Origin of the sequence: Vibrio sp. 10N.286.51.C3 (assembly GCF_003050065.1) — a bacterium.
Taxonomy (GTDB): Bacteria; Pseudomonadota; Gammaproteobacteria; order Enterobacterales; family Vibrionaceae; genus Vibrio; species Vibrio crassostreae.
Window position 1 is genome coordinate 214,460 of sequence record NZ_PIGC01000006.1, and the last position, 23,797, is coordinate 238,256.

General features: G+C 45.2%; 10 protein-coding genes. 3 read left to right on the forward strand and 7 right to left on the reverse strand.

Translation table 11 applies throughout. The features are described from left to right. Window positions 1–2 precede the first annotated feature (2 nt). Both CWO27_RS08820 and CWO27_RS08825 read right to left on the reverse strand, forming a co-directional pair. On the reverse strand, window positions 3–1,352 hold the full coding sequence (locus CWO27_RS08820; RefSeq protein ID WP_102432433.1) for an HlyD family type I secretion periplasmic adaptor subunit: 1,350 nt from the start codon (window positions 1,350–1,352) through the stop codon (window positions 3–5). A 12-nt stretch (window positions 1,353–1,364) separates the two neighbouring features. Beyond that, complete coding sequence (locus CWO27_RS08825) at window positions 1,365–1,715, reverse strand: hypothetical protein (protein WP_102432432.1); 351 nt, start codon at window positions 1,713–1,715, stop codon at window positions 1,365–1,367. A 190-nt stretch (window positions 1,716–1,905) separates the two neighbouring features. On the opposite strand from CWO27_RS08825, the gene CWO27_RS08830 reads away from it, so the two are divergent. Beyond that, on the forward strand, window positions 1,906–15,711 hold the full coding sequence (locus CWO27_RS08830) for a tandem-95 repeat protein (RefSeq protein ID WP_107898858.1): 13,806 nt from the start codon (window positions 1,906–1,908) through the stop codon (window positions 15,709–15,711). Between the two features lie 195 nt (window positions 15,712–15,906). Then, entirely contained in the window at window positions 15,907–16,260 is a 354-nt protein-coding gene (locus CWO27_RS08835; RefSeq protein WP_102432430.1) for a hypothetical protein, read from the forward strand. A 201-nt stretch (window positions 16,261–16,461) separates the two neighbouring features. Here CWO27_RS08835 and CWO27_RS08840 read toward each other — a convergent pair whose 3' ends face one another. The 5 genes from CWO27_RS08840 to CWO27_RS08860 all read right to left on the reverse strand — a co-directional run bounded on the left by CWO27_RS08840 (window position 16,462) and on the right by CWO27_RS08860 (window position 22,579). Further along, the gene (locus CWO27_RS08840) at window positions 16,462–17,358 is read right to left on the reverse strand and encodes a sigma-70 family RNA polymerase sigma factor (protein ID WP_102432429.1); all 897 of its coding nucleotides are present in this window, start codon (window positions 17,356–17,358) and stop codon (window positions 16,462–16,464) included. 411 nt (window positions 17,359–17,769) lie between these two features. Further along, complete coding sequence (locus CWO27_RS08845) at window positions 17,770–18,102, reverse strand: Hpt domain-containing protein (RefSeq protein ID WP_017082339.1); 333 nt, start codon at window positions 18,100–18,102, stop codon at window positions 17,770–17,772. After that, on the reverse strand, window positions 18,096–19,685 hold the full coding sequence (locus CWO27_RS08850) for a response regulator (protein WP_102432428.1): 1,590 nt from the start codon (window positions 19,683–19,685) through the stop codon (window positions 18,096–18,098). Before CWO27_RS08850 ends, CWO27_RS08845 begins: the two co-directional genes overlap by 7 nt. A 275-nt stretch (window positions 19,686–19,960) precedes the next feature. Beyond that, complete coding sequence (locus CWO27_RS08855) at window positions 19,961–21,511, reverse strand: DHA2 family efflux MFS transporter permease subunit (RefSeq protein ID WP_107898859.1); 1,551 nt, start codon at window positions 21,509–21,511, stop codon at window positions 19,961–19,963. 3 nt (window positions 21,512–21,514) lie between these two features. Then, complete coding sequence (locus CWO27_RS08860) at window positions 21,515–22,579, reverse strand: HlyD family secretion protein (RefSeq protein WP_107898860.1); 1,065 nt, start codon at window positions 22,577–22,579, stop codon at window positions 21,515–21,517. Between the two features lie 128 nt (window positions 22,580–22,707). On the opposite strand from CWO27_RS08860, the gene CWO27_RS08865 reads away from it, so the two are divergent. Then, entirely contained in the window at window positions 22,708–23,610 is a 903-nt protein-coding gene (locus CWO27_RS08865; protein WP_107898861.1) for a LysR family transcriptional regulator, read from the forward strand. The last annotated feature ends 187 nt before the right edge of the window (window positions 23,611–23,797 follow it).

Consider the following 23,797-nt stretch of genomic DNA (forward strand, 5'->3'; position numbering starts at 1 on the left):
GATTACCTCTCATCGAAAGCATCCTCGATGGCTGACATCACAGGTTTCGCAGCGTATTCGATCACGCGACGCGAGCCTGTTTTTACATCGGCGGTAAATTCCATGTAAGGTGATAACTTGTACTGAGTGCCTCCTCGTTCAAGAAAGTTTCGGTCAATTTCAATCTCTGCTAAATAGAACTCAGCGTCTTCCTCTTCGTATGATGAACGGCTGATTGAGGCGATGGTTCCTTCAACAAAACCGTATTTTGCAAAGTTATAGGTGTCCATTTTTACTTTTACCGCCTGACCAATTTCAACGAAGCCCATGTCTTTACGTGGAATTTTCGCTTCACCGTGAAGGGAGTTATTGATGGGTGCAATATCGGCGATACTTTCACCTGGCGGAATCACTGCGGAACGGAAGTTGAAGTGAAGTTTGTCGACTACGCCATCCACTGGAGAGTAGACGATTAGGCGATCAACCTTGTCGGAATGCTGTGGTTGTAAGATTCGCTTCAACTTGAGGTCTTTATTCGCTTGAATGATTTGCGCTTGATACTCAGAGTTTCGGTTCTCAACCAAGTCACGGTGTTGCTTTTCCAATTTGTCGAGTTGGAAACGCTCATTCATCACAGACTCGTCAAGGTTCTCAATCTCACGAACCATATTCGACTCTTGTACTTTCATGTTAAGAACGTCGACATAAGACGCCATCTCTTCTTTATAGAGGGTGTTTTTGATGTTGAGTTGCTTACGAATCAGAGATAGTTGATTTTCTGAGCTTTTGCGACGCTTTAACATTGAACTAATTAACGAGTTCTTGTGCTTAATATCGTGAGTGATGAGTTCTTCATTTGAACGGTTTTTAGAGAACTCTTGCCTCCACGTATTCATGTTGACCTGAACTTGTTCAGGGTATTTTTCAATGAAAGCATCGAAGTTAGGCTCTATCATGTCGCGTAAGCTTTCATAACGAATCTTGTCGAGCTCTATCTGAATAATTTCAGTATTCACGGTATCAAGTTGAGTGTTGCGGTCGAGTGAGCGTATTCGAGCGATAGGTTGGCCCTCATAAACGACTTCACCTTTTCTGACTAACAATTCTTCTAATATCCCGCCCTCCAGATGTTGAACCTTCTCAACATCCGATTCCAATAGCAGTTCGCCACGTACAGAAACAACAATGTCGATACGTGCTTGTGACGCCACTGCGATAGCGACCAAAGCGAGTAAGAATATAATGAGTAACGTTTTGTGAACGCTGGTCATGGCACTAGCAAGCACAATAGTGTCATCAGCTGTGACCTTAGAAGCCTCGTTATTGGAAACAAGTGCTTTTCTGAGGTGATGTTCTATTTGGTTATTGCTCATGACTGACCTCGGTTACTTGCCATCTATTACTTGCTTAATATCCAACAAGTGGTTGATTTGGCGATTGACGTTGTGCAATTCAGTTTTTACATCCTCTATTAGATCTTCCGGCGCAGGGAACTCGTGTCTACTCAAGTGTTCCAATTTGGCCATTTTGGGCGGAAGGTCTTGGTCGCAAAGCAACGTTAAGATGGTCTTCAACTTTTTTGAGTAACTGTTGAGTTCATCAAAACGATTACCGTTATGAAGCGCTTCTATATTTAGGGCTGCGTCAGAAAAGTCGTTGTAAAAGTCGCCTAATAGCAATTGCAGCCCTTTGTGGTTGTTGTCGATCGAGCGCAACAAATTCGTCATGTCTATCATCGCTCCACTGCCTTAATTGCTTTAATCACAATAACTAAGGATCTTTAAACGCAGTTTTCAAATTTTTTTTGATTCTTTCTCTTTAAAAAGAAGCTATGAAAAATGTTGTATAAAAAATTGGTTTTTCAAAATGATGTCCTTTAATGCCTCTATAAATACGATCAGTTAGCTAGTAGCAACGGAGGCTGTAATGGCAGGCGAAAATAACCAAAACAACCAAAATGAAGATCTAAATGACGCGGTAGAACAAACGGATACGAACGACGCGGGTACGCCCTCCCAACAGCAGAATCAACAAAATCAACAAAATACGATTGCGTCGACAATAGCGACGGGTGCTGAAAATACGGATGCGGCAGACGAAGTTAACCAGGCTTTAGACGACAATCCGAGTGGTGCAGGTAATGCTGAAGATGCCTCGGCTTCTGGTGCGGGTGTGCAAGAAGATACGCAAGAAAGTGGTAGTGATTCAGACGCAGCACAATCCAATGTAGTTGGTGGGGCCGCTTCTGAAGCTGGCTCGGATAACGCTGCTGGTAGTGGTGGCGGACCTGGAGCGGGCGCACAAGCTGTAGGCGGTGATAACGCAGAGGCTGCGACAGGTGGCGCAGACGCAGAAGGTAATGAAGAACAAGGCCAAGCTGCGCGTACTTCAGCAGCGCCGAGTGCGACATCTTCAGAGTCAGGTGACCAACAAGTTGGTGATGACCTCGATTCACAGACCGTAGAAGAGACATTCGCAGTAGATGTTCAAGCTTCTGACGAAGAGACCATTAGTGAAGTAGAAGATGACTTTGATTCTGAGACAACAAGTGAAACGTTCAAAATCAAAGTGGAAAGTGAAAATGATGCGCCAGAAGCTGAACAAGATCTGGCTTACATCATGGATGAAGATGGATCCATAACATTTACCCAAGAACAATTACTCGAATACGCAAGTGATGTAGATGGGGACGAGCTTGTTGCTTCTAACGTTCAAGTTGGTGCTGATGCAACAGTTCAAGACAATGGTGATGGTACTTTCACCGTTGTTCCTTCAGCTGACTTTAATGGTGAACTTGACCTTACTTTCGACATCAGTGATGGCCAAGAAACGATCAGTAGCGCAATTGACTTAACGGTACGTCCGATTAATGACGCGCCTGTTCCTGAAGATAAAACGTTTGAAATTGAGGAAGATGGCACACTTGTTTTCACGGATGCAGACCTCCTAACGGGTGCAACCGATATTGAAGGTGATGATTTAACGGTTGAAGGCATCAGTTATGAAGGGACTGATGGGGTACTGACAGACCATGGTGACGGCTCATACAGCTTTGCGCCAAATGAAAACTTCAATGGCGATGTGAGCTTCAGCTTCGATGTGTCGGACGGCACCGATACGGTGTCTGCAAACATTGATGTTAGTGTGACTCCTGAGAACGATCCGCCAGTTGCGGGTTCAACGTCTTACACGGTGAATGAAGACAATTCGATTACCATTTCTGATGCACAATTGTTGGCAACGTCTTCAGATATCGAAGGCGATGTATCTATCGATAGTGTGACGTATTCAGGTAGTGACGGTGTATTGGAAATCAATGGTGATGGTACATACACTTTCTCGCCAAATGAAAACTTCAGCGGTGAAATTGCACTGGATGTGGTTGTTGCTGATGAAGATGGTGCGACCGATGCGACGACCGCTGGTATCAATGTTCTTGAAGTGAACGATCCACCAGTTGCAGGCCCAACGTCTTACACGATTGATGAAGACTCAGTACTTACATTCAGTGAGTCACAAGTGCTACTTAACGCTTCTGATGTTGAAGGGAATGTTGAGCTTGTCGGTATTAGCTACGACGGCCCCGATGGTATCTTCTCAGTCAATAGCGACGGTACTTGTAGCTTTGCACCAAATGAGAACTTTAATGGCCAAGTTAAACTTGATGTGACCATTCGTGATGAAGATGGCGCTGAAGTTGATACGGTCATCAACGTTGACGTACTGCCAATCAACGATGTACCAGTATCGGGCGACTTGGCTTACAACGTTAACGAAGACGGCTCAATTACCTTGAGCCAAGAACAATTATTGTCTCAAGTATCTGACGTTGAGGGTGATGACCTAACGGCGAGCGACCTAACGGTTGATGGCAACGCTACAGTAACCGCTCATGATGATGGTAGCTTCACCCTTGTTCCAGATGCGAACTTTAATGGTGACGTTGATATCCAATTCAACATCACGGATGGTACTGACACGGTTCAAGCAACCGCCGATCTTACGGTTAATCCAGTTAATGACTTGCCGGTTCCTCAAGATCAACAATTCAGCATTGAAGAAGACGGTACGCTGCAATTTACAGATGCCGATCTACTTACCGGTGCCACCGATATTGATGGCGATGACCTAACTGTTGAAGGCGTTAGCTACACAGGTGGTGACGGTGTATTAACAGACCATGGTGATGGTACTTATACCTTTGCACCAAACGAAAACTTCAATGGTGATGTGAACTTCAGTTTCGATGTGTCTGATGGCACAGAAACAGTCAGCGCTAACATTGTTGTGAGTGTGACTCCTGAGAACGATCCGCCAGTTGCGGGTTCAACCTCATACATGGTCAATGAAGACAATGCCATCACAATTTCTGATGAACAGTTGTTAGCTAACTCTTCGGATATTGAAGGTGCCGTGTCGGTTGATACTGTGACTTACAGTGGCACTGATGGTGTGTTCCAAGATAACGGCGATGGCAGCTATACCTTCCTTCCTAATGAAAACTTCAGCGGTGATATCAGCCTTGATGTGATTGTTGCAGATGAAGAAGGTGCAATTGATGAAACCACAGCAGGTATTACCGTTCTTGAAGTGAACGATCCACCAGTTGCGGGTCCAACGTCGTACACCATTGACGAAGATTCGGTTCTGACGTTCAGTGAATCTCAGATTCTTGTGAATGCTTCGGATATCGAAGGCGATGTAGAACTTGTTGGCATTAACTATGATGGCTCTGACGGTATCTTCACTGTAAATGGTGATGGTACATGCAGTTTTGCACCCAACGAAAACTTCAATGGTCAGGTTCAACTGGGTGTGACCATTCAAGATGAAGATGGTGCAACGGTTGAAACACACATTAACGTTGATGTATTGCCAATCAATGATGCGCCAGTATCGGGCGATTTGGCTTACACCATCAATGAAGATAGTTCTATCACGTTAAGCCAAGAGCAATTGCTTGCAAGAGCCGATGATATCGATAGCGACAACTTAGAAGCTATCAACCTTTCGACCGATGAGAACGCGACCATCCAACAAAACGAGGATGGTAGCTACACCATTACACCAGACACTGATTACAACGGCGACCTAGACCTGAGCTTCGATATCATCGATAACGATGGTGGTGAGGTTCAAGTTGGTCTTGATATCACAGTGAACCCGTTGAATGACTTGCCACAAGCGCAAGATCAACAGTTCACGATTGAAGAAGACGGTACGTTACTCTTCACCGATGCTGATCTACTTGCAGGCGCGTCAGATATTGATGGTGATGAGCTGTCGATTGAAAACGTGCTCTACACGGGCGCTGATGGTGTTCTTAGTGATAATGGTGACGGCACTTACAGCTTTGCACCAAACGAGAACTTCAATGGTGATGTTCAATTCTCATTTGATGTTTCTGATGGCACGGGTTCAACAGCTGCCCATATTGATGTAAGTGTAACGCCGGAGAACGATCCACCTGTAGCGGGCTCGACAGCTTATACAGTTCAAGAAGATGGCCAAATCACAATCAGTGATGAACAGTTATTAGCGAACTCTTCAGATGTAGAGGGTGATGTTGCTCTATCGAGCGTTACTTACGCTGGTGACGATGGTTCGTTCGTTGATAACGGTAATGGCACCTACACCTTCACGCCAAATGAAAACTTCGACGGAGACATCTCACTAGACGTTGTCGTCGTTGACGAAGACGGTGCAACGGCGACAACGACAGCGGGAATTGATGTCATTGCTGTGAATGATGGGCCTGAAACGTCCGGTATTGAAGCCGAAGTCGATGAAGATAATTCAATCACGATTACTCAAGAACAGCTGCTTGCGAATGCTACTGACATTGAGGGTGATGAGTTAACGGCATCTAATCTTCAAACCAACGACCCTGACGTGACAATTGTTGCTAATGACGATGGTTCATTCACCATCACGCACACAGAAAACTTCAATGGCGAGTTGGAGTTCACATACAGCATCAGTGATGGTGACAATGAAGTTCTGACCACGCTCGACCTAACGGTTAATCCAGTTAATGATGCGCCAGAAGCGGGCGAAGAGATCTTCATCCAAGCGCAAGAAGATCAAACGGTTGGTGTGACGCTTCGTGAAGAACCTGCACTACGTTTAGACCAAGCGCCAGAAAACGGCATCATTGAAGCGAATGTTAATGGGGAATGGGTGGTGCTGGAAGTAGGGCAAGAAGTTCCTGCCGACACAGAAGTACGCTTTGTACCAAGTGAAGACGCTTTAGCTGAAGGCACGCATACCACACAAATTGGTACTTTCGACGATAACGCGAGCGTAGACGATTGGGGTACAGAAGTTGACCCTTACACTCGTGAGTTCTCAGATGGTGACTTAACGGTTACGGTTCAAAGTAACGATGATCCGCTTGGTGCGTGGAATGGTAATACGCACATTGGTCATGGTATCGGTGACACTGACCGTCAAGGCTTGAGTGGTGATGAAAAACTGACTATCTCGGTTGAAGGTCAAGACATCAATGAAATCAGCTTCCACCTAGATGGTTTGGGTGGCTGGTTCATGGAAGAGTCGCGCCACTTTACTGAAGTCGAAATTCGCGCCTTCAATGAAGACGGTGACATGATTGACTCGATGACTTACCACAAAGAAGATCGTGGTACGTTCGAGACTGACTACACACTAACGGTTGACCAACCAGTGTCTTACTTTGAACTGGGTACAGTGCAAGGTAATGGTACTTACGTTGTACAAAACATGACAGTGTCACAAACGTGTCATGATGAAGCTGTGTTTACATCGATTGGTGTCGACGGTTCAGAAATCACTGAAACGGTTGAATTGAACATCCATGCGGGTGATAACGAAATCGAACTAACGGCTGATCTGCCTAATATCACTATCGATACTGAAGGTTCAGCTCAGTTTGCTTCTGTTGTGATTACTGAAGAGCAGTTATTAGCTCAAGCATCAGACATCGATGGTGATGATCTTGATATTCAAAACCTAGAGCTGGTGGGTGAAAACTCAGAGCATGCAACACTAACAGATAATGGTGATGGCACTTGGACAGTAACACCGGATGAAAACTTTTACGGTGAAATTGAGCTAGGGTACCAAGTTAGCGATGGTGAGTTAACTGACGACAACATTATCAATATCAACTTCGAATCGGTGAATGATGCGCCAATCGTTTCTGGCCCAATTGTTCTATCGACAGATGAAGATCAAGGCATCACGTTCAGTGCTGATGACTTGTTGGCGAACACCACAGATATAGAGGGCGATACGCTGTCTATTTCTGACATCACTTATGGTGGTGATGACGGTGACTTAGTCGACAATGGCGATGGTACATTTACCTTTATGCCGAATGAGAACTTCAACGGCGAAATCGACATCGACTACAAGGTATTCGATGGCACCGATGAAGTAGCAACTCACCTAGACCTAACGGTTGTGCCTGTTAACGATGTTCCAGTTCCAGGTGAAGCGCTACACACCCAAATGCTCGAAAATGGCTCGATTTTCATTGAAGTGAAAGACCTTCTATCTGGCGCGACAGATGTTGATGGTGACATTCTCCATGTCGAAAACCTTCTACTTGCAGACCAAACGCAAGGTACGCTAACAGACAATGGCGACAACACCTTTACCTTTGAACCTGCTGAGAATTTCTATGGTGAAGTGAACCTGACCTTCGATATCAGTGATGGTCAAGCAAGCGCACCAAGTACTGCAAGAGTCGACGTTGAGATTGTCAACGAAGGCCCTGAAGTGAGCGGTCCGATTGAAGCGGCGGTTGATGAAGATGGCTCAATCACCATTACTCAAGAGGACTTGTTAGCGAACGCGACGGATGTCGATGGCGATAACCTAGAAGCCGTTAATCTTTCAACGAACGATCCAAATGCGGTTATCGTAGAAAACTCAGACGGTAGTTTCACTATCACACCAAGCGAAGATTTCTTTGGCGAGATTGAGTTTACTTACGATGTCACTGACGCGATTGAGACAGTCGCTGCTGATCTTAACCTAACCGTAAACCCAATCAACGATGCGCCAGATGTGCCGGACATGTCTTTCTCTACGGAAGATGGTCAAGCCATTACGATTACCGAAGCTGAGCTATTGGCACAAGCGACAGACGTTGAAGGTGATGAACTATCTGTGGTGAATGTGACTAGCGCGAGCGACACAGTCGAAGTTACGGATAATGGTGATGGAACATACACACTAACGCCAGAACAGGGCTTTTTCGGCAATGTTGATCTAGCGTTTGATGTGAGTGACGGCACCGATGTGGTGGCTGTAAACATCGACCTAAAAGTTGAATTCGTCAACGATGCACCAGAAGCAACGCCAATGGTGGCAGATGTCGATGAAGATGGTTCAATCCTCGTTACACAAGAAATGCTGTTGGAGAACGCGAGCGACCAAGATGGCGATGAGCTATTTGCGAGTGCTCTTGAAACCAACGATCCAAACGCAAGCATCGTAGACAATGGCGATGGCACTTACACGGTGACACCTTCGGAGAACTTCAACGGTGATATCGCATTCACTTATGAGGTGAGCGATGGTGAGTTAAGTACCTCTAATGACATGACATTGACCGTGAATTCGGTGAATGATATTCCAATTGTTGCTCCAGGTATGTACCACCTCGAAGAGGATGGCATCATCTTGTTCACTCAAGATGATCTATTGAGTGGTGCGATTGATATTGATGGTGACGACCTAAGCGTTACCAGCATTAACTACTCTGGTGATGAAGGCACAGTAACCGATAACGGTGATGGCACGTTCAGCTTCGTTCCTGAAGAACATTTTAGTGGTGATCTACAGTTCAGTTTTACAGTGACCGACGGCACAACTGAAGTAGAGCAAGACCTTAATATCCACATTGAAGCGGTAGCGGATGCGCCTGACTTAGTTATCACGGATGGCGATGGTGTTAATGTTGATGATGAAGCGATTTTGGTTGAGCCTGGCGGCATTGTTGAGCTTAATATTGCGGCTGCACTGGTAGACCAAGATCTATCAGAAACACTGACAGTAACTGTGGATGGTGTTCCTGAAGGTTCGGTTATTCAATACGATAACGAAGGTGTTCTTAATGACCAAGAGAACGGTATCACCAGTTACAACGATACTGAAATTACAGTAACGTTTGAAGGTGAAACCGCGGGTTACCAAAACGCAGCGGGTTACTACAAAGTTGACGAAGACGGCAACATCACAGGTGTTGAAGTTGTTTACGAGAACGCATCACAAGTTGGTGGTGGTGGTGACCTTGTCCCAGGGCAAGATCAATTCAGCTTCCAAGTTGCAGAAGGTGAAAGCTTCAACCTGTTCTTGATTCCAAACGGACACCAGCACAACGACTTTGACGCGATGCAAGATGGTCAGTATGAGTTCCGTGCTGAAGATGGTTCTCCAGCGAACATGGATACGGTTGATCCTCAACTTGTGTTTGTTGCTGCCGATGGCACTGAAACAGTGATTCAAGGCCAGAATGGAGATGCGATTTTCCACGGAGGTTCAAGCGCACAACTAAACCAAGATGGTATCGAACATACTCGTACCACAGTTAATGAAGATGGCGAGTTGGTTTACGGATTTGAAGATCTTTATGGCAGCGGTGACGCAGACTATACCGATTTCAATTTCACGATTGATGTGGGTGAGGTGAACAGCCAAATCTATAGCGGTGAAGTTACTGTTGGCCCAGATGGCGCGGTAAACCTACCAATAACAGCGTTCGAAAACGAATTACAACTCCAGTTACCAGAAGACTTTAATCAACAGTTTGAAGTTCATGTAACGGCTACCGCGACAGAATTATCAAATGATGACTCTGAAGTGGTCTCTCAAACTATCTACATTAATGCGACGGGAGTGTCAGTTGATCATGCTCCTGAGGCTCTACCTGTCGCTGCTACCGTTCAAGAAGATGGCTCCATTGTGATCTCGCAAGAAGATCTGCTGGCCAATGCCAGTGATCTAGATGGCGACCAACTCACAGCGCTCAACCTAGCGACTGATGATGACAATGTGACCATCACGGATAACGGCGATGGTACTTACACATTAACGCCAGATGCTGACTTCAACGGTGACGTTAACTTCACCTTCGATGTATCGGATGGTGATGATATTGTCTCTACCAATCTAGAGCTAACCGTTTCACCAGTGAACGATGGTCCAGAAGCACAAGACCAGACATTCACAATCGGCGAAGATGGCGTGTTAACTTTCAATGATCAAGACCTATTAACAGGTGCAACGGACATTGAAGGAGACGACCTAGGTGTTGAAGGTGTAACTTACACTGGCGCCGACGGTGTCCTAACCGATAATGGCGATGGCACATACAGCTTCGCGCCAAACGAAAACTTCAATGGCGATGTGAACTTCTCGTTCAATGTATCAGATGGTACCGATACGGTAAGCGCTAACATTGATGTGAACGTGACACCAGAGAACGATCCACCTGTTGCAGGCAGTACGTCTTACACAGTTCATGAAGACAATTCGATCACCATCAGTAACGAGCAGCTATTAGCGAACTCTTCAGATATCGAAGGTGAAGTCGCGATTGATAGCGTGACTTACAGTGGTAGTGACGGTGTTCTGGAAATCAACGGCGACGGTACATATATCTTCTCTCCAAATGAGAACTTCAATGGTGAAGTTAGCCTAGATGTTGAAGTGACGGATGAAGACGGTGCGATCGAAGCAACCACCGCAGGTATCACCGTTCTTGAGGTGAACGATCCGCCGGTTGCTGGCCCAACGTCTTACACAATTGATGAAGATTCAGTACTGACGTTCAGCGAATCTCAAGTGCTGTTGAATGCTTCTGATATTGAAGGTGATGTTGAGCTTGTCGAAATTAACTACGATGGTCCTGACGGCATCTTCTCTATCAATGGAGATGGCACATGTAGTTTTGCACCGAACGAAAATTTCAACGGCCAAGTGCAGTTGGATGTGACCATTCAAGATGAAGACGGTGCTCAGGTTGATACCTATATTACGGTTGATGTCTTACCAATCAACGACGTACCAGTATCAGGCGACCTGGCATACAGTGTTGAGGAAGACGGTTCGATTACCTTGAGCCAAGAGCAGCTTCTTTCTCAAGCGAGTGATGTAGATGGCGACGACCTTACTGCTTCTAACTTGATTGTTGATGGTGACGCGACGGTTACGGCTAACGATGACGGTAGCTTTACCATCACACCAGATGCGAACTTCAATGGTGACATTGACCTAACGTTCGACATTAGCGATGGTACAGATACGCTTGTTGCGACGGCTGACCTAACCGTTAATCCAGCCAATGATCTTCCACAACCACAAGATCAAGCATTCACTATTGGTGAAGATGGGGTTCTTAACTTCACTGACGCTGACCTGTTAACAGGTGCAACGGATGTTGAAGGTGATGACCTGACGGTAGAAGGTGTGACATACACGGGTGCTGATGGTGTTCTTACTGATAATGGCGACGGAAGCTACAGCTTTGCGCCAAACGAGAACTTCAATGGTGATGTGAACTTCAGTTTTGATGTGTCAGATGGCACAGATACGGTTCAAGCCAACATTGATGTGAGTATGACTCCTGAGAACGATCCACCAGTGGCGGGTAGCACGTCTTACACTGTGTATGAAGACAACTCAATCACGATCAGTAACGAACAGCTATTAGCCAATTCTTCAGACATTGAAGGTGAGGTTGCGATTGATAGTGTGACTTACACTGGTAGTGACGGTGTGTTCGAAGACAACGGTGACGGCACTTACACCTTCTCGCCAAACGAGAACTTCAATGGTGATGTGAGCTTAGTGGTTGTTGTTACCGATGAAGAAGGAGCAACAGAAGCGACCACAGCAGGAATCACCGTACTTGAGGTGAACGATCCGCCAATCGCAGGTTCTACCAGTTACTCAATGAACGAAGATGAAGTTATCACCATCAGTGCAGAGCAACTGTTGGCGAATGCTTCTGATATTGAAGGTGAAGTGGCGATTGATAGCGTTAACTACACAGGCGCTGACGGCATCTTTACTGACAATGGCGATGGAACATTCAGCTTCGCGCCGAACGCAAACTTCGACGGCGATGTTAGCCTCGATGTAGTTGTGACCGATGAGGATGGTGCAACGACGGCCACGACGGCAAGCATTGATGTTCTTCCAATTAACGATCCACCAGTATCGGGTGATTTGGCATACAGCATTGATGAAGATGGTTCGATTACTCTAACTCAAGAGCAGTTGCTATCTCAAGCCTCTGATGTGGATGGCGATGACCTGACCGCAAGCAACTTAAGCGCAGGTGATAATGCTAACGTTGTTGATAATGGTGATGGCACCTTTACGGTAACGCCAGATGCTAACTTCAATGGCGATATCGACCTAAGCTTTGATATTTCGGACGGTACTGAGTCAATTGTGGCGAACGCTGACCTGACGGTAAACCCAGTCAATGACTTACCAACAGCCGCTGACCAAAGCTTTACCGTTGAGGAAGATGGAACGCTAACCTTCACGGATGCAGACTTACTAGCAGGCGCTGCAGACATCGACGGAGATGACCTGTCTATTACGGACGTGTCTTACACTGGCGCAGAGGGTGTGTTCACTGATAACGGTGATGGCACTTACAGCTTTGCTCCAAACGAGAACTTCAATGGCGATGTAAACCTTGGCTTCACAGTGTCTGATGGCACTGAGACAGTCGATGCCAATATTGGTGTGACGGTAACGGATGTTAACGATGCGCCAGTAGCGGGTTCTACGTCTTACCAAATGAACGAAGATGGCACCATCACAATCAGCCCTGAGCAGTTAATTGCTAATAGCTCTGACGTTGATGGTGAAGTGTCGCTTGAAAGCGTGACTTACTCAGGCTCTGACGGCACCTTGGTTCAAAACGATAACGGGTCTGTGACCTTCACGCCAAACGAGAACTTTAATGGTGATATCAGCCTAGATGTGGTCGTGACCGATGATGACGGTGCAACTGCAACAACAACGGCAGGTATCGAAGTTCTGGGTGTGAACGATGGACCTGAATCTGAGGATGTGAAACTAACCACAGCCGAAGACAGTACCATTCTTATCACACAAGACATGTTGTTAGCTCAAGCTACCGACATCGATAACACCGCAGACGAGCTATCAGCTTCTGGTCTACAAATCGACCCTAGCTTGGGTGAGTTGCTAGATAACGAAGATGGTACTTGGTCATTTACGCCTAACGAAAACTTCAATGGCGATGTGCCAATGACCTTCAACGTTAGTGATGGTCAAGAAACTATTTCAGTCGACGGCAACATCGACGTCACGCCAGTGAACGATGCCCCTGAAGCGCCTACGATTGAGATGCAAGGCGAAGAAGATGTGGTCATGGTGATTGACCCAGCTTACATCGCGGATCAAGTGACGGATTTAGATGGTGACGAGATCAGTATCGAAAGCATTACGGTTCGTGCTCCAGCTAATGCGACTTTAACTCAGCAGCCAGATGGCATGTATCACTTAGTGACTACTCAAGACTTCAATGGCTTGGTAGAACTGGGTTATCAAGCAACTGATGGTGAAGAGGTGGTTGATGGTTCGCTGAATGTGGATGTGATTCCAGTTAACGACGCTCCATTTAATGTCGGTAACGCAATGATGACCACAGACGAAGATGGCGCGTTCACCTTCGATGCTGGCGACTTGATGAACTTGTTCGGTGACATTGATACGGCTGACCTTGTGGTTTCACGCATTATCACCGCCGACGGTGAAGATGGCGGAGAAGTAACAGACAACGGCGATGGCACTTGGACATTCACACCAACGGGTGACTTTGCAGGCGTTTCAGACCTGCAAGTTGTCGTAAGTGATGGTGAGTTTGAAACGGTTCTCGATGTTCCTGTGTACGTTCGTCCTGTTGCGGATGGCGCGGTAATTACCACGGACCATGACGGTCCGCTAGTCTTCGGTGAAGATGAAACGGGTCACTTGGGACTGAACGTTGGCCTAGTCGACGACTCAGAAACACTAAGTAACCTAGTGATGACAGGTTTCCCTGTTGGATTCGAGGTAACCGATGGTGTGAACACCGTGATGATCACTGAGCCGGGTCAATACATCGACCTGTTCGACTGGGATATCTCAAACATTCAAATGACACCACCGGAAGACTTCCATGGTGAGTTCTTCGTAACCGTAAGTGCAACAACGGTCGATTACGGAGATGAGCCCGAAGCGTTCGAAGATGGCATCGATTCAGGTGATTTCGAAACGGTAGCGGGTGATTCTATCATCCTAACTGCTGATGACCTGATTGGGTTGGTTGAGAATGTAGATGCAGACAGCGACGATGAAGTGAAACTGGTTCATCTAGCAGACCGCAGCCAAGGTGAGATTGTCGATAATGGCGATGGCACTTGGACATTCACACCAGCACCTGGCTTTACTGGTGAAGCAGACATTGCTTACGTGGTTGATAAAGATGGCGTACTTCATGATGAGCAAACTGGCGTAGTCGTGAAAGAAGACGACTCACAAGAGAATGCAGCACCAGAAGTTAACAGCATTACGACGACGGAAATCGCAGCGGATACAACCTTGTCGTTCACTGATGAAGATATGTTAGCGAATCTGAGCGATGCAGAAGGTGATAGCTTAAGCATTGAGTCAGTAAGCTTGGTGGAAGGTCAGGGCGTCATTGAGAGCGATAACCAAGGTAACTATCAATTCACACCAGCTGAAGACTACACCGGCGATGTTCAAGTTGGATTCATAGCGACCGATGGCGAAAATCGCATCGAAAGCTTCTTCAATGTGGATATCCAAGGCGGAGATGAAGCAGCGGCGAGCGAAGGTTATGCCTTAGCTGATGATGGTTCACTAATTATCACGGATGCACAGTTGGTGGATGAGTTGGGCGTGAGTGACTCTGCACAAGTTGTTGATGTTGCAGACGCGAACGATGCTGGCTTCTTCGCGGAATCTGGTGAAGGTGAGTGGACGTACTGGCCGAACGAAGACTTCGATGGCAATTTAGCGATGAATGTTGAAGTTAACGACGGTGGTGAAGTATCAAGTCACAGCGTAAGCATCCAAGTAGCCGATGATTCAGTACAAAGTGATGAACCACAAGTTCAAGCAGCTCAAGCAACAGAAGAGCAACAAGTGGAAGTGGCGCAACAAGCTGATGACCAATCTCAAGATGTTGAAACTGAAGACAGTACAGCTGATGTAACCGCGGCACCGGGCGATACCATCTCTATCTCGATTCCAGATGAGGTGAGTGGTAACGAATCGGTTGATTACGCTGATATGTCTGGCTTACCTGAGGGCGCTACTGTGAGCAACGCACTTGATAACGGTGATGGTAGCTTCACAATCAGTGGCAACTTAGAGCAGCCTGTATCCGTTGAACTTCCAGAAGGTTATGAAGGTACTAGCGAGATCCAATTCCAAGGTTACGACGAACTGGGTAGCTCAATAGACGGTGCTAGCGGTTCTGTTGAAGTTGAGGTCGATGACCAATACACCATGCAAGGTTCTACGCAAGAGCAGCAACCGGACATGGCGGGTATGGAATCTGGTGGCAGCGACTGGACAAATGCGGGAGGTCAAGACCAAGGTGTTGACTTCACGGACGACTCTGGAAGCTTCGATTCAGATTCTCAAACTGGAACCGATCAAGGCAACGACTTCGACCAAAGCTCGATTTAATCGAGAGGGCTTAGTTTTAGTCTAAACCAACAAGTAAATAGGGCAGCGTAAAGTTGCCCTAATTAAAGCCATGTAGAGTTATTGATACATGGCTTTTTTTAATTTGTTTTTTGTTGCTTGTTTCGCTAATTAAACTTGAGAACAGGTAAATATGTCCTTAATTATTAGAAGAGTCAGCTATGAAGGAGGAACGACATGTATCGTTATGTCAGTTCACCGCAAGCGTCGAAGTACATAGTGCCGCCACCTCAACATCGAGAGTTATCTAGCGTGGATGTGCCTGAGTCTGAATTAGAGATGCGAGAAATATTGAATAATTGGTTTGCTGATGGTTTAGCGCCCATTATTGAAAGTGAAGATGACTACATCTCTGCGAGCGATCACGTTCGATTTGAAAAGCTTAGCTGCACCGTTGGGATGCTGTTGAGAAACAAAGACTATTATTTTGCGGCTAAACGGATTTTATCAGTGTGGGAACAAGATTGTCTTGAAACCACTTATATCAATTATCTCATTTTGCGCAGCGAGCGAGTCACTCCTCTAAGGTAAGTTAATGCAGTAGCACTAGCCATTAGCGATTTTAGGGTTCGCGTACTTATCACCCTTTTGTTTTCTAGCGAATCAGGTAAACAAAAAAGGGCAAGCTTGGAAGCTCACCCTTAAGGTACTTTACTTAAAGTTGTTGTTTTGGCTTAACGTTGCTGTTTTTACTTTACGTTATCTTCATCTAATTCTAAATAGGGCGGTGACTTAAACCCAACCATCAAATTTGAGCCGTTTTTGAATCCTCTCGACTGCTTCTTTCTGCATCTGTCTAACACGCTCACTAGACACATTCACATCCAACATTTGTCCAACCTCAGATAACGTTTTTACTTTGTTATCGAAGAAGCCGAAACGGTGAATAAGCACCTTTTGTAATTTCGGAGGAAGTGTACTGATGATCTGTTCTAGAGCTTGGGTAAAGGATTGATCTTCACAATCTCGTTGAGGGTCGGGGATATATTCACTTTCGCATTGATCAAGTACCATCGGTGCATGGTTAGTTCCAACCGTTGTCGTCACGTCAATAAATCCGCTTAACGCCACCAGTTGATCGACGCGTTTGGTCTTTACACCTGAACTGTCTGATAGCTCAGAGATCGAAATCTCTTTACTCATTTTTTTGCTTACATCGAGCTTTTTTGAGGCGAGACTGTTTATTTCTTTACAGACATGAGCTGGCAATCGTACGGTACGACCTGTGTTCATTAATGCGGCTTCAATGTTTTCACGGATCCACCACACAGCATAGGTTGAAAAACGATAACCTGGTTCTGGATCGTATTTGTCGATGGCCTTAATCAAGCCAATGTTACCTTCCTCGATCAGATCGAGCAGGGTGAAACTATTGCCTTTACGTTTTAGGTAACTCTTTGCGATTTTCACAACAAGGCGTAGGTTTGATTCGATCATAACATCACGCGCTTTTTTATCACCCGCGCGATTCAATTTTGCGTAATACACTTCATCTTCGCGCGACAGCAGATCAATGCCTACAATATCTTTCACATAATGAGCATAAGGGTCTGCACTTGTAGAAAATGATTCGGTAATAGGGGTTTCCTCCGTGAGCCCCTGAAACGCAGCAAAACTATCCTTGTTCATTTCCTTGTCCTTCTCTAGCCGACCGAACGTTTTATCTTATTATTATGCCACCAAGTGATTAACGCTTGGTTTCATTAGAGTGTAGATAACAGTTTCTTCTTTACCAATAAATAAAATGCAATTTCGTATGTTTAAGTCACAAAAAGATATACAAATATTTAACTATTTTGCATCTCATCAAGTGTGTTGGTTTTTCATTTAAAACATCAATATAGCGGGTTTATAAAACGCGCGTTATGCATCAGTTCATCTAGATAAATAGGATGAATTTATAGGTATGGGCTGGCTGTATAATTGATAGGGGAAATGAGGAGAAAATTGCAAGAGTCGAGGTTCAATGTTTCCAAGTACCTCAACTCTTTTAGTTGTTTAGATTATAAAGTATCGCCACGTAAGTCTTAATTCTATCGGCTAATAAGTGCTAAGAACCTCATCGATTTGCTGATTGATGATCTTCATTTCGCTGTAGATAACGGAAAGATCATCATCTTGTGGTGCAAGCTTGTTGAATGTGTTTTGTTCAACTCTTTCTAATGCAACAGTCGCCGTTTCTTCCCCAAAACTGGCTAGGATGCCTTTTAAGGTGTGCACGGTAAAATGAAGCTTGCCCCAATCCTGTTGTTGAACCAACTCTTCGATCTCTTGTAGCGAATTGCCATGGTCTTCTTGATATGTAGACAAAACGGCGTAAATGACTTCTCTGTCGTTGTCTAAGTAGGCGTTTAAAGCATCAAAGTCTAGCATGTGGACTCCTGTCGGCTGCATGTTGAAAATGGGCTAGGCGGCTTAGTGGAAAAACCATAGCGTGATGAATCACTAATCCATTGGTTCCATTTTGGAGGAAGTTCTAATTGTAAGATTTCTTCTAAATAGTCGTTGCTAAGTTTCTCATCTATATGAGCTTTATTGACGGCATATATATAGTCAAGTTTGGCGGCAACTGAATATGGGTAACTGTGAATGTAGTCTTTTAATTCCTGGATCGAGCCAAAGTTTTCAATGTTTATACAAGTTGAAGGGTCGACATTTTTGGACTCAAGTTTGTGGCTTATTGCTTCTCCACGAGATTTTAGACATTCCACGGCTAAATGATAAAGAGAGTACTCACCAAAGTGGGCGAGCAGTGGTAATAGTTGAGCAAGCAAATAAGTTGGTTGGCTGTGGAAATTATTCGCTAACAGTGTCGAAGCTCGAATCACTTTTTTGTGGGCAACCTGAGGGCTATTTTCGATGAGCAATATGCTGCTCTGAAATAGGGCAAGGCTGGCCAAAACTTGCTGCTGTTGTTTTACCGGAAGTTTCAGGTTTACCAACTCTGTGAATTGGTTGGCGTGCTCAAGCAAAATACGTTTGTACTTTAGTTGCGTCTCGCGTTGGTAAGTTGCTTTTAACGAATTAAAGTGCGTACCAATGGAATGGATGACATCAATGTCAGCAGCTGAAATGTGGGTCGCATACATCTCACCTAACTTGATGATCATATGTGTGTTATCTGCGTTCTCAGCTAAGTCGATCGCCCTAATTGCACGATGGCTGATACTTGGTGTCATTTCAAATGCACGAATCGCCAATTTAAGAGCAGGCAGCAGCATCTTATGTTTTTCATAGATACAGCTTAAGCAATCAATAACGCTCAATGAGAGTGGCTGCGCTATCAGAAAATTGTGGAGCTTATCTATGGCTAAATTTGGCTTGCCTAAGCTGTCGAGAATTAGCGCTTCAGCCACTAATTTTGTTGGGTGCATGTTGGTTTTCGAGTTGTTAATGACGTTAGACAGCAACTGCCATTTCTTACCTGCTATTAAATGTTCAATCAATGTCGCTTCGAACTGGACACTGGTGCCATTAGGGGAGACCGCCAAAGCTTGAGCTAATCTCTCTTGAGAGGAGATTGGATATAAATCATTAAGTTGGGTGAGTTTCTTCGACACGGACACAGCACTTTGGATCTTTTTACCTAACCTCTGAGTATGAATCGGTTTAGATACGAAATGGTGTGCCTCACCTGAAAGGGCAGTTAATACCGTTTCTTGACGCATATCCCCAGAGAGCAAGATTGTCGCTACAGTGTGGTCTATTAGGCGATTTCGATACAGAATCCCCAAAAGCTCAAACCCAGTGAAGGATTGCTCTAAGTGATAATCGATGAGGAGTACATGAAAAGAGTGCGTTTCGACCGCTTTAATGGCTTGTCGATAGTCGGTCGCAATAAAGATGCAATCATGTGAAATGCCTAAGCTCGAGAGTTGCTGCTTTATAAGAATAGTAGCACTCTTGGAGTCGTCGACAATTAAAACTCGTAGGTCAGGTGGTAAGGTCAAATCCATTTTCCTCAATACCAAATGTTATTTTTAATTTAGGTGTCAGGTTGCACAATGTCAAGGTGCCTGTATCACATACAAACACTCAATAAACTATTGGTAATTAAAACATTTATGAAAGCCTTCAAACACAGGTTACTTTTACCTGATTTTTGTTAGGTTATACGTGTTTTAGAAATAAAAAAGAGGCAAGCCGATAAGCTTACCTCTCTATTTCATTGTTCGAGTTTATATTCGAATGCTGTTCTATGTTTGAAGTTTTAATTACCGAAACTCTAGCGCTAATCACGCATATTTAGAATCAATACTGCAGCGAGAGCCAAGAACGCCGTCATCATTAAGAACACATCGTTGTAAGCCATGATCGCAGCGTCACGTTGCATTGTGCCGAGCAAGCTTGCTTGTGCTTGTTGCATCGCAGTTGCGGCATCACTTCCTGACTGAATGAAAAACGCTTGTTGTTGCTGAAGCGTCTGCCAACCAAGTTGACTCACAGAAGGTACTGACTCCTTGATGTGTGCCAAGTGCTCACGCGTTTTGTTATCGAGTAGCGTAGCGATAATCGCGATGCTGAAAGCACCACCTAGGTTTCGCATCACGTTGGTTAACGTTGATGCGTCTGGCGTGTCCATTTTGCTGATGTTCTTCATGGCAACCAAAGACAGCGGAACCATAATAAATGGGCTACCGATAGCACGCAGAACCATAGACAAAATCAGCTGCTGGCCACCAAAATCAATCGTCATATGTGTATTCACGTAACAACTGAAACCGAACATCGCGAAACCAAAGGTCACTAAGTACTTAGGCTTAATGATTTGCGTCAGCTTAGGGACGATTGGGAATATCAACAACTGTGGGAAACCCATCCACATCAAGACTTCACCAATCTCCATCGCATTGTATTGTTGGATTTGAGTTAGATACATTGGCAGCACATAGATAGAGCCGAGCAATGCCATCCCTAGAATCAAATAGGCGATACAAGACATAGCAAATTGCCCATCTCGCAATAGCCGTAAATTCACCAGTGGCTTTTTGTGTTGGAGTTCGTTTATGACGAAGTAAACTAAGCTCACTGCAGACACAATACTCAAGCCTATGATGAAGCTCGAACTGAACCACTCTTCACGGTTACCTTCTTCTAACACTACTTCTAGACAGCCCAATCCTAACGCCATGGTGGCGATACCAAACCAATCGGCTTTTTTCAGCGTACCAAGGTCGAGCTTTTCATCATCCAAGCCATATCGGATCATGGTGATCACCAGTAAAGCTGGAGGAATGTTGATATAGAAAATATAGTGCCACGAGAAGTTCTCGGTCAGCCAGCCACCAAACGTTGGGCCGATTGACGGAGCAAACGTTGCCGTTACACCAAACAGTGCCATACCCACAGCGCGCTTGTTGACAGGCAATAACTGAATCACCAACGAGAAAGCAAGCGGGATTAAAGCACCACCACTAAAACCTTGCATTGCACGGAACACGATCATCGAGGTCATGTTCCAAGAGAACGAACACAACAAAGATGAAATGGTGAAGATGGCCGTCGTCCACGTGATATAACGGCGTTTTCCAAGCGCTTTAGAAAGCCAACCACTGAGTGGGATAGCAATCATCTCTGCGACTAGATAAGACGTAGAGATCCACGAGCTTTCATCTAAGGTGGCAGATAGCGCACCTTGAATGTCTTTGAGAGACGAGTTGGTGATCTGAATATCTAAAATCGCCATAAACGCGCCAATCAAACCGCCAAATAGGGCGATCCAATGACGTCTTGAAACCTCACCATCATCATTAGTGTGGGTGATAACACCAGCGTTACTCATGGTCTAGCCTCGTTTATCGATGGTCGCGACCACAGACAAACCAGGAAGCAATCGACCTTTCAACTCTTGCTGATCTGGAATGATGATTTTCACCGGTACACGTTGAACGATTTTAGTGAAGTTGCCGGTTGCGTTTTCTGGTGGTAGGAGCGCAAACTTGGCGCCAGTCGCAGGGGAGAAGCTGTCGACCACACCTTCAAGTGGTTGCCCCGGGAACGCATCCAGTTCTACTTCAACCGTCTGACCTTTATGAATGCCACTTAGCTGTGTCTCTTTGAAGTTGGCTTCAATCCACACTTGGTTGTTTGGCACCAAACTCATCAATGGTGCACCTGCTTGAATCAACAAGCCTTCACGTACACTGCGTTTACCAATCACACCATCTGCTGGCGCGTAAACTTTGGTGTAATCAAGGTTAAGTTGTGCTTGATCTCTTTGAGCTTTAGCTTCTGTTACTGAGGCTTTGGCTTGCTCAATTTCGCTAGCAATAACGATGAGTTGGTCATTAGTTGCGACAAGGTTGGCTTTAGCTTCTTCTAAGTCTGCTTGAGTCACTTTTTGTTGTGCGACCATGCTGTCGACTTCATCTTGAGAAGCGTAATTGCGGTTTAACAAGCTGCGAGAGCGCTGTACTTGTTGGATAGCACGTTCATATTCTGCTTCTGCGGAATCGACGCCACTTTCTGCTTGGTTAATTTTGCTACGTTGTAATGTCTGTTGTGCGATTAAGTTCTTTACGTCAGATTGTACGACGGATAAATGGGCATTAGCTTGAGCGAATGCTGACTGGTAATCTCGGTCATCGATTTGAACCAACAAATCACCTTCTTTTACTGGTTGGTTGTCACTCACGTAAGACTTAACAATATAGCCAGATACCTTAGGACTAATATTAGTGATATCGCCTTGCAGATAGGCATTGTCAGTAGATTCAAAGTACTGGCCATAGCCGTACCAGTATCCAGCGCCGGCTAAACCCAATGACAGCATGATCGCAGTAGCAATAAGCGGAGCTTTTTTACGTTTTTTTGTGCTTACTGTTTGCGAAGCGTTGTTGTTCTCTGTCATTTTTTATTTCTCATTTTGTTTTTATTTAGATGTAACGAATTGTAAATGAATTCGATTGATTGATAAGATAGGAAAAAAGGAAAACACTGTTGCAATAATCTTACTAATAGGGTTTTGGGAGAAGTACGATGGACTTAAATGCTGTGACTGTTTTTACGCAAGTTGTTGATTGTGGAAGCTTCACGCACGCAGCTGAGGCATTGAACATGACCAAGTCGACCGTCAGCCGAAAGCTTGACGAGCTGGAACAGCACCTAGGTGTGAGGTTGATCACTCGTTCGACACGAAGTTTAGTCTTAACGCCGGAGGGTGAGCGCTTCTATCAATCGAGCGTGCAAATGCACGAGATCATGAACCAAGCTGAGCTAGAGGTTTCTGCCAATCAGGATTTGATCCGAGGGCAGTTGAACGTTGTGTTGCCTGTTGAATTGGGGCATCAAGTATTAGCCACACACATCCACAGCTTCCTAAAAGAGCACCCAAACGTGACTTTGAATTTAGAACTGACGAATCGAGAGGTCGACATCATTGCAGAGGGGATCGATCTTTACGCGCAAATTGGTGAGCTAGTGGACTCGAGCTTGGTTTCTCGCTACCTCACAACATCGAAGCGTGTATTGGTAGCCCACCCTGAGTATTTAGAACAGTTCGGTGAAATCTCTTCGCCCAATGACCTTAAACCGCCATTCCGAATGATTGAGGTGGTAAATAAGGCGGCGCGCCTGCCCAAGTGGCATTTACAATTGGAAGGCGGTGAGTCGATTTTGATCGATCTGCCGTGTCAGTTGCGGGTGAATACTATCACGGCATGCTTAACAGCGTGTGTTGATGGGCTTGGCTTAGCGGTGCTTCCTGAATTCATTTGTCGTGAGCACTTCAAGACAGGTAAGCTGATTCGTTTATTACCTGAATATGAGATGCCGGAAGTTTCAGTAAGCCTAGTGTATGCCGACAGACAGTTGATGCCGAAACGTAAGAAGGTCTTTATCGACTACCTACTGACTGCCTTTCAAAATAGGAAGCACAAGTAACGGGCTGAACATTAGCGGTTAAATAAGTGCTTAAGCTTCCTATTATTCATTTTTGTCTAAACCGTATCGAAGCTAACTATGATTGGGCTGCCAGATGACGACTTGTCCATTCGATAATATAGCTGGCAGTGGTTTGAACCTATCTTTAGTTGATAAACACCAGATTCGGGTTTGATGAACATTTCAT

Excerpts from the sequence above, each read along its gene's own strand:
- CWO27_RS08855 (WP_107898859.1), bottom strand. The coding sequence starts at position 21,511 with ATGAGTAACGCTGGTGTTATCACCCACACTAATGATGATGGTGAGGTT.
- CWO27_RS08825 (WP_102432432.1), bottom strand. The coding sequence starts at position 1,715 with ATGATAGACATGACGAATTTGTTGCGCTCGATCGACAACAACCACAAA.
- CWO27_RS08830 (WP_107898858.1), top strand. The coding sequence starts at position 1,906 with ATGGCAGGCGAAAATAACCAAAACAACCAAAATGAAGATCTAAATGAC.
- CWO27_RS08835 (WP_102432430.1), top strand. The coding sequence starts at position 15,907 with ATGTATCGTTATGTCAGTTCACCGCAAGCGTCGAAGTACATAGTGCCG.
- CWO27_RS08850 (WP_102432428.1), bottom strand. The coding sequence starts at position 19,685 with ATGGATTTGACCTTACCACCTGACCTACGAGTTTTAATTGTCGACGAC.
- CWO27_RS08865 (WP_107898861.1), top strand. The coding sequence starts at position 22,708 with ATGGACTTAAATGCTGTGACTGTTTTTACGCAAGTTGTTGATTGTGGA.
- CWO27_RS08845 (WP_017082339.1), bottom strand. The coding sequence starts at position 18,102 with ATGCTAGACTTTGATGCTTTAAACGCCTACTTAGACAACGACAGAGAA.
- CWO27_RS08840 (WP_102432429.1), bottom strand. The coding sequence starts at position 17,358 with ATGAACAAGGATAGTTTTGCTGCGTTTCAGGGGCTCACGGAGGAAACC.
- CWO27_RS08820 (WP_102432433.1), bottom strand. The coding sequence starts at position 1,352 with ATGAGCAATAACCAAATAGAACATCACCTCAGAAAAGCACTTGTTTCC.
- CWO27_RS08860 (WP_107898860.1), bottom strand. The coding sequence starts at position 22,579 with ATGACAGAGAACAACAACGCTTCGCAAACAGTAAGCACAAAAAAACGT.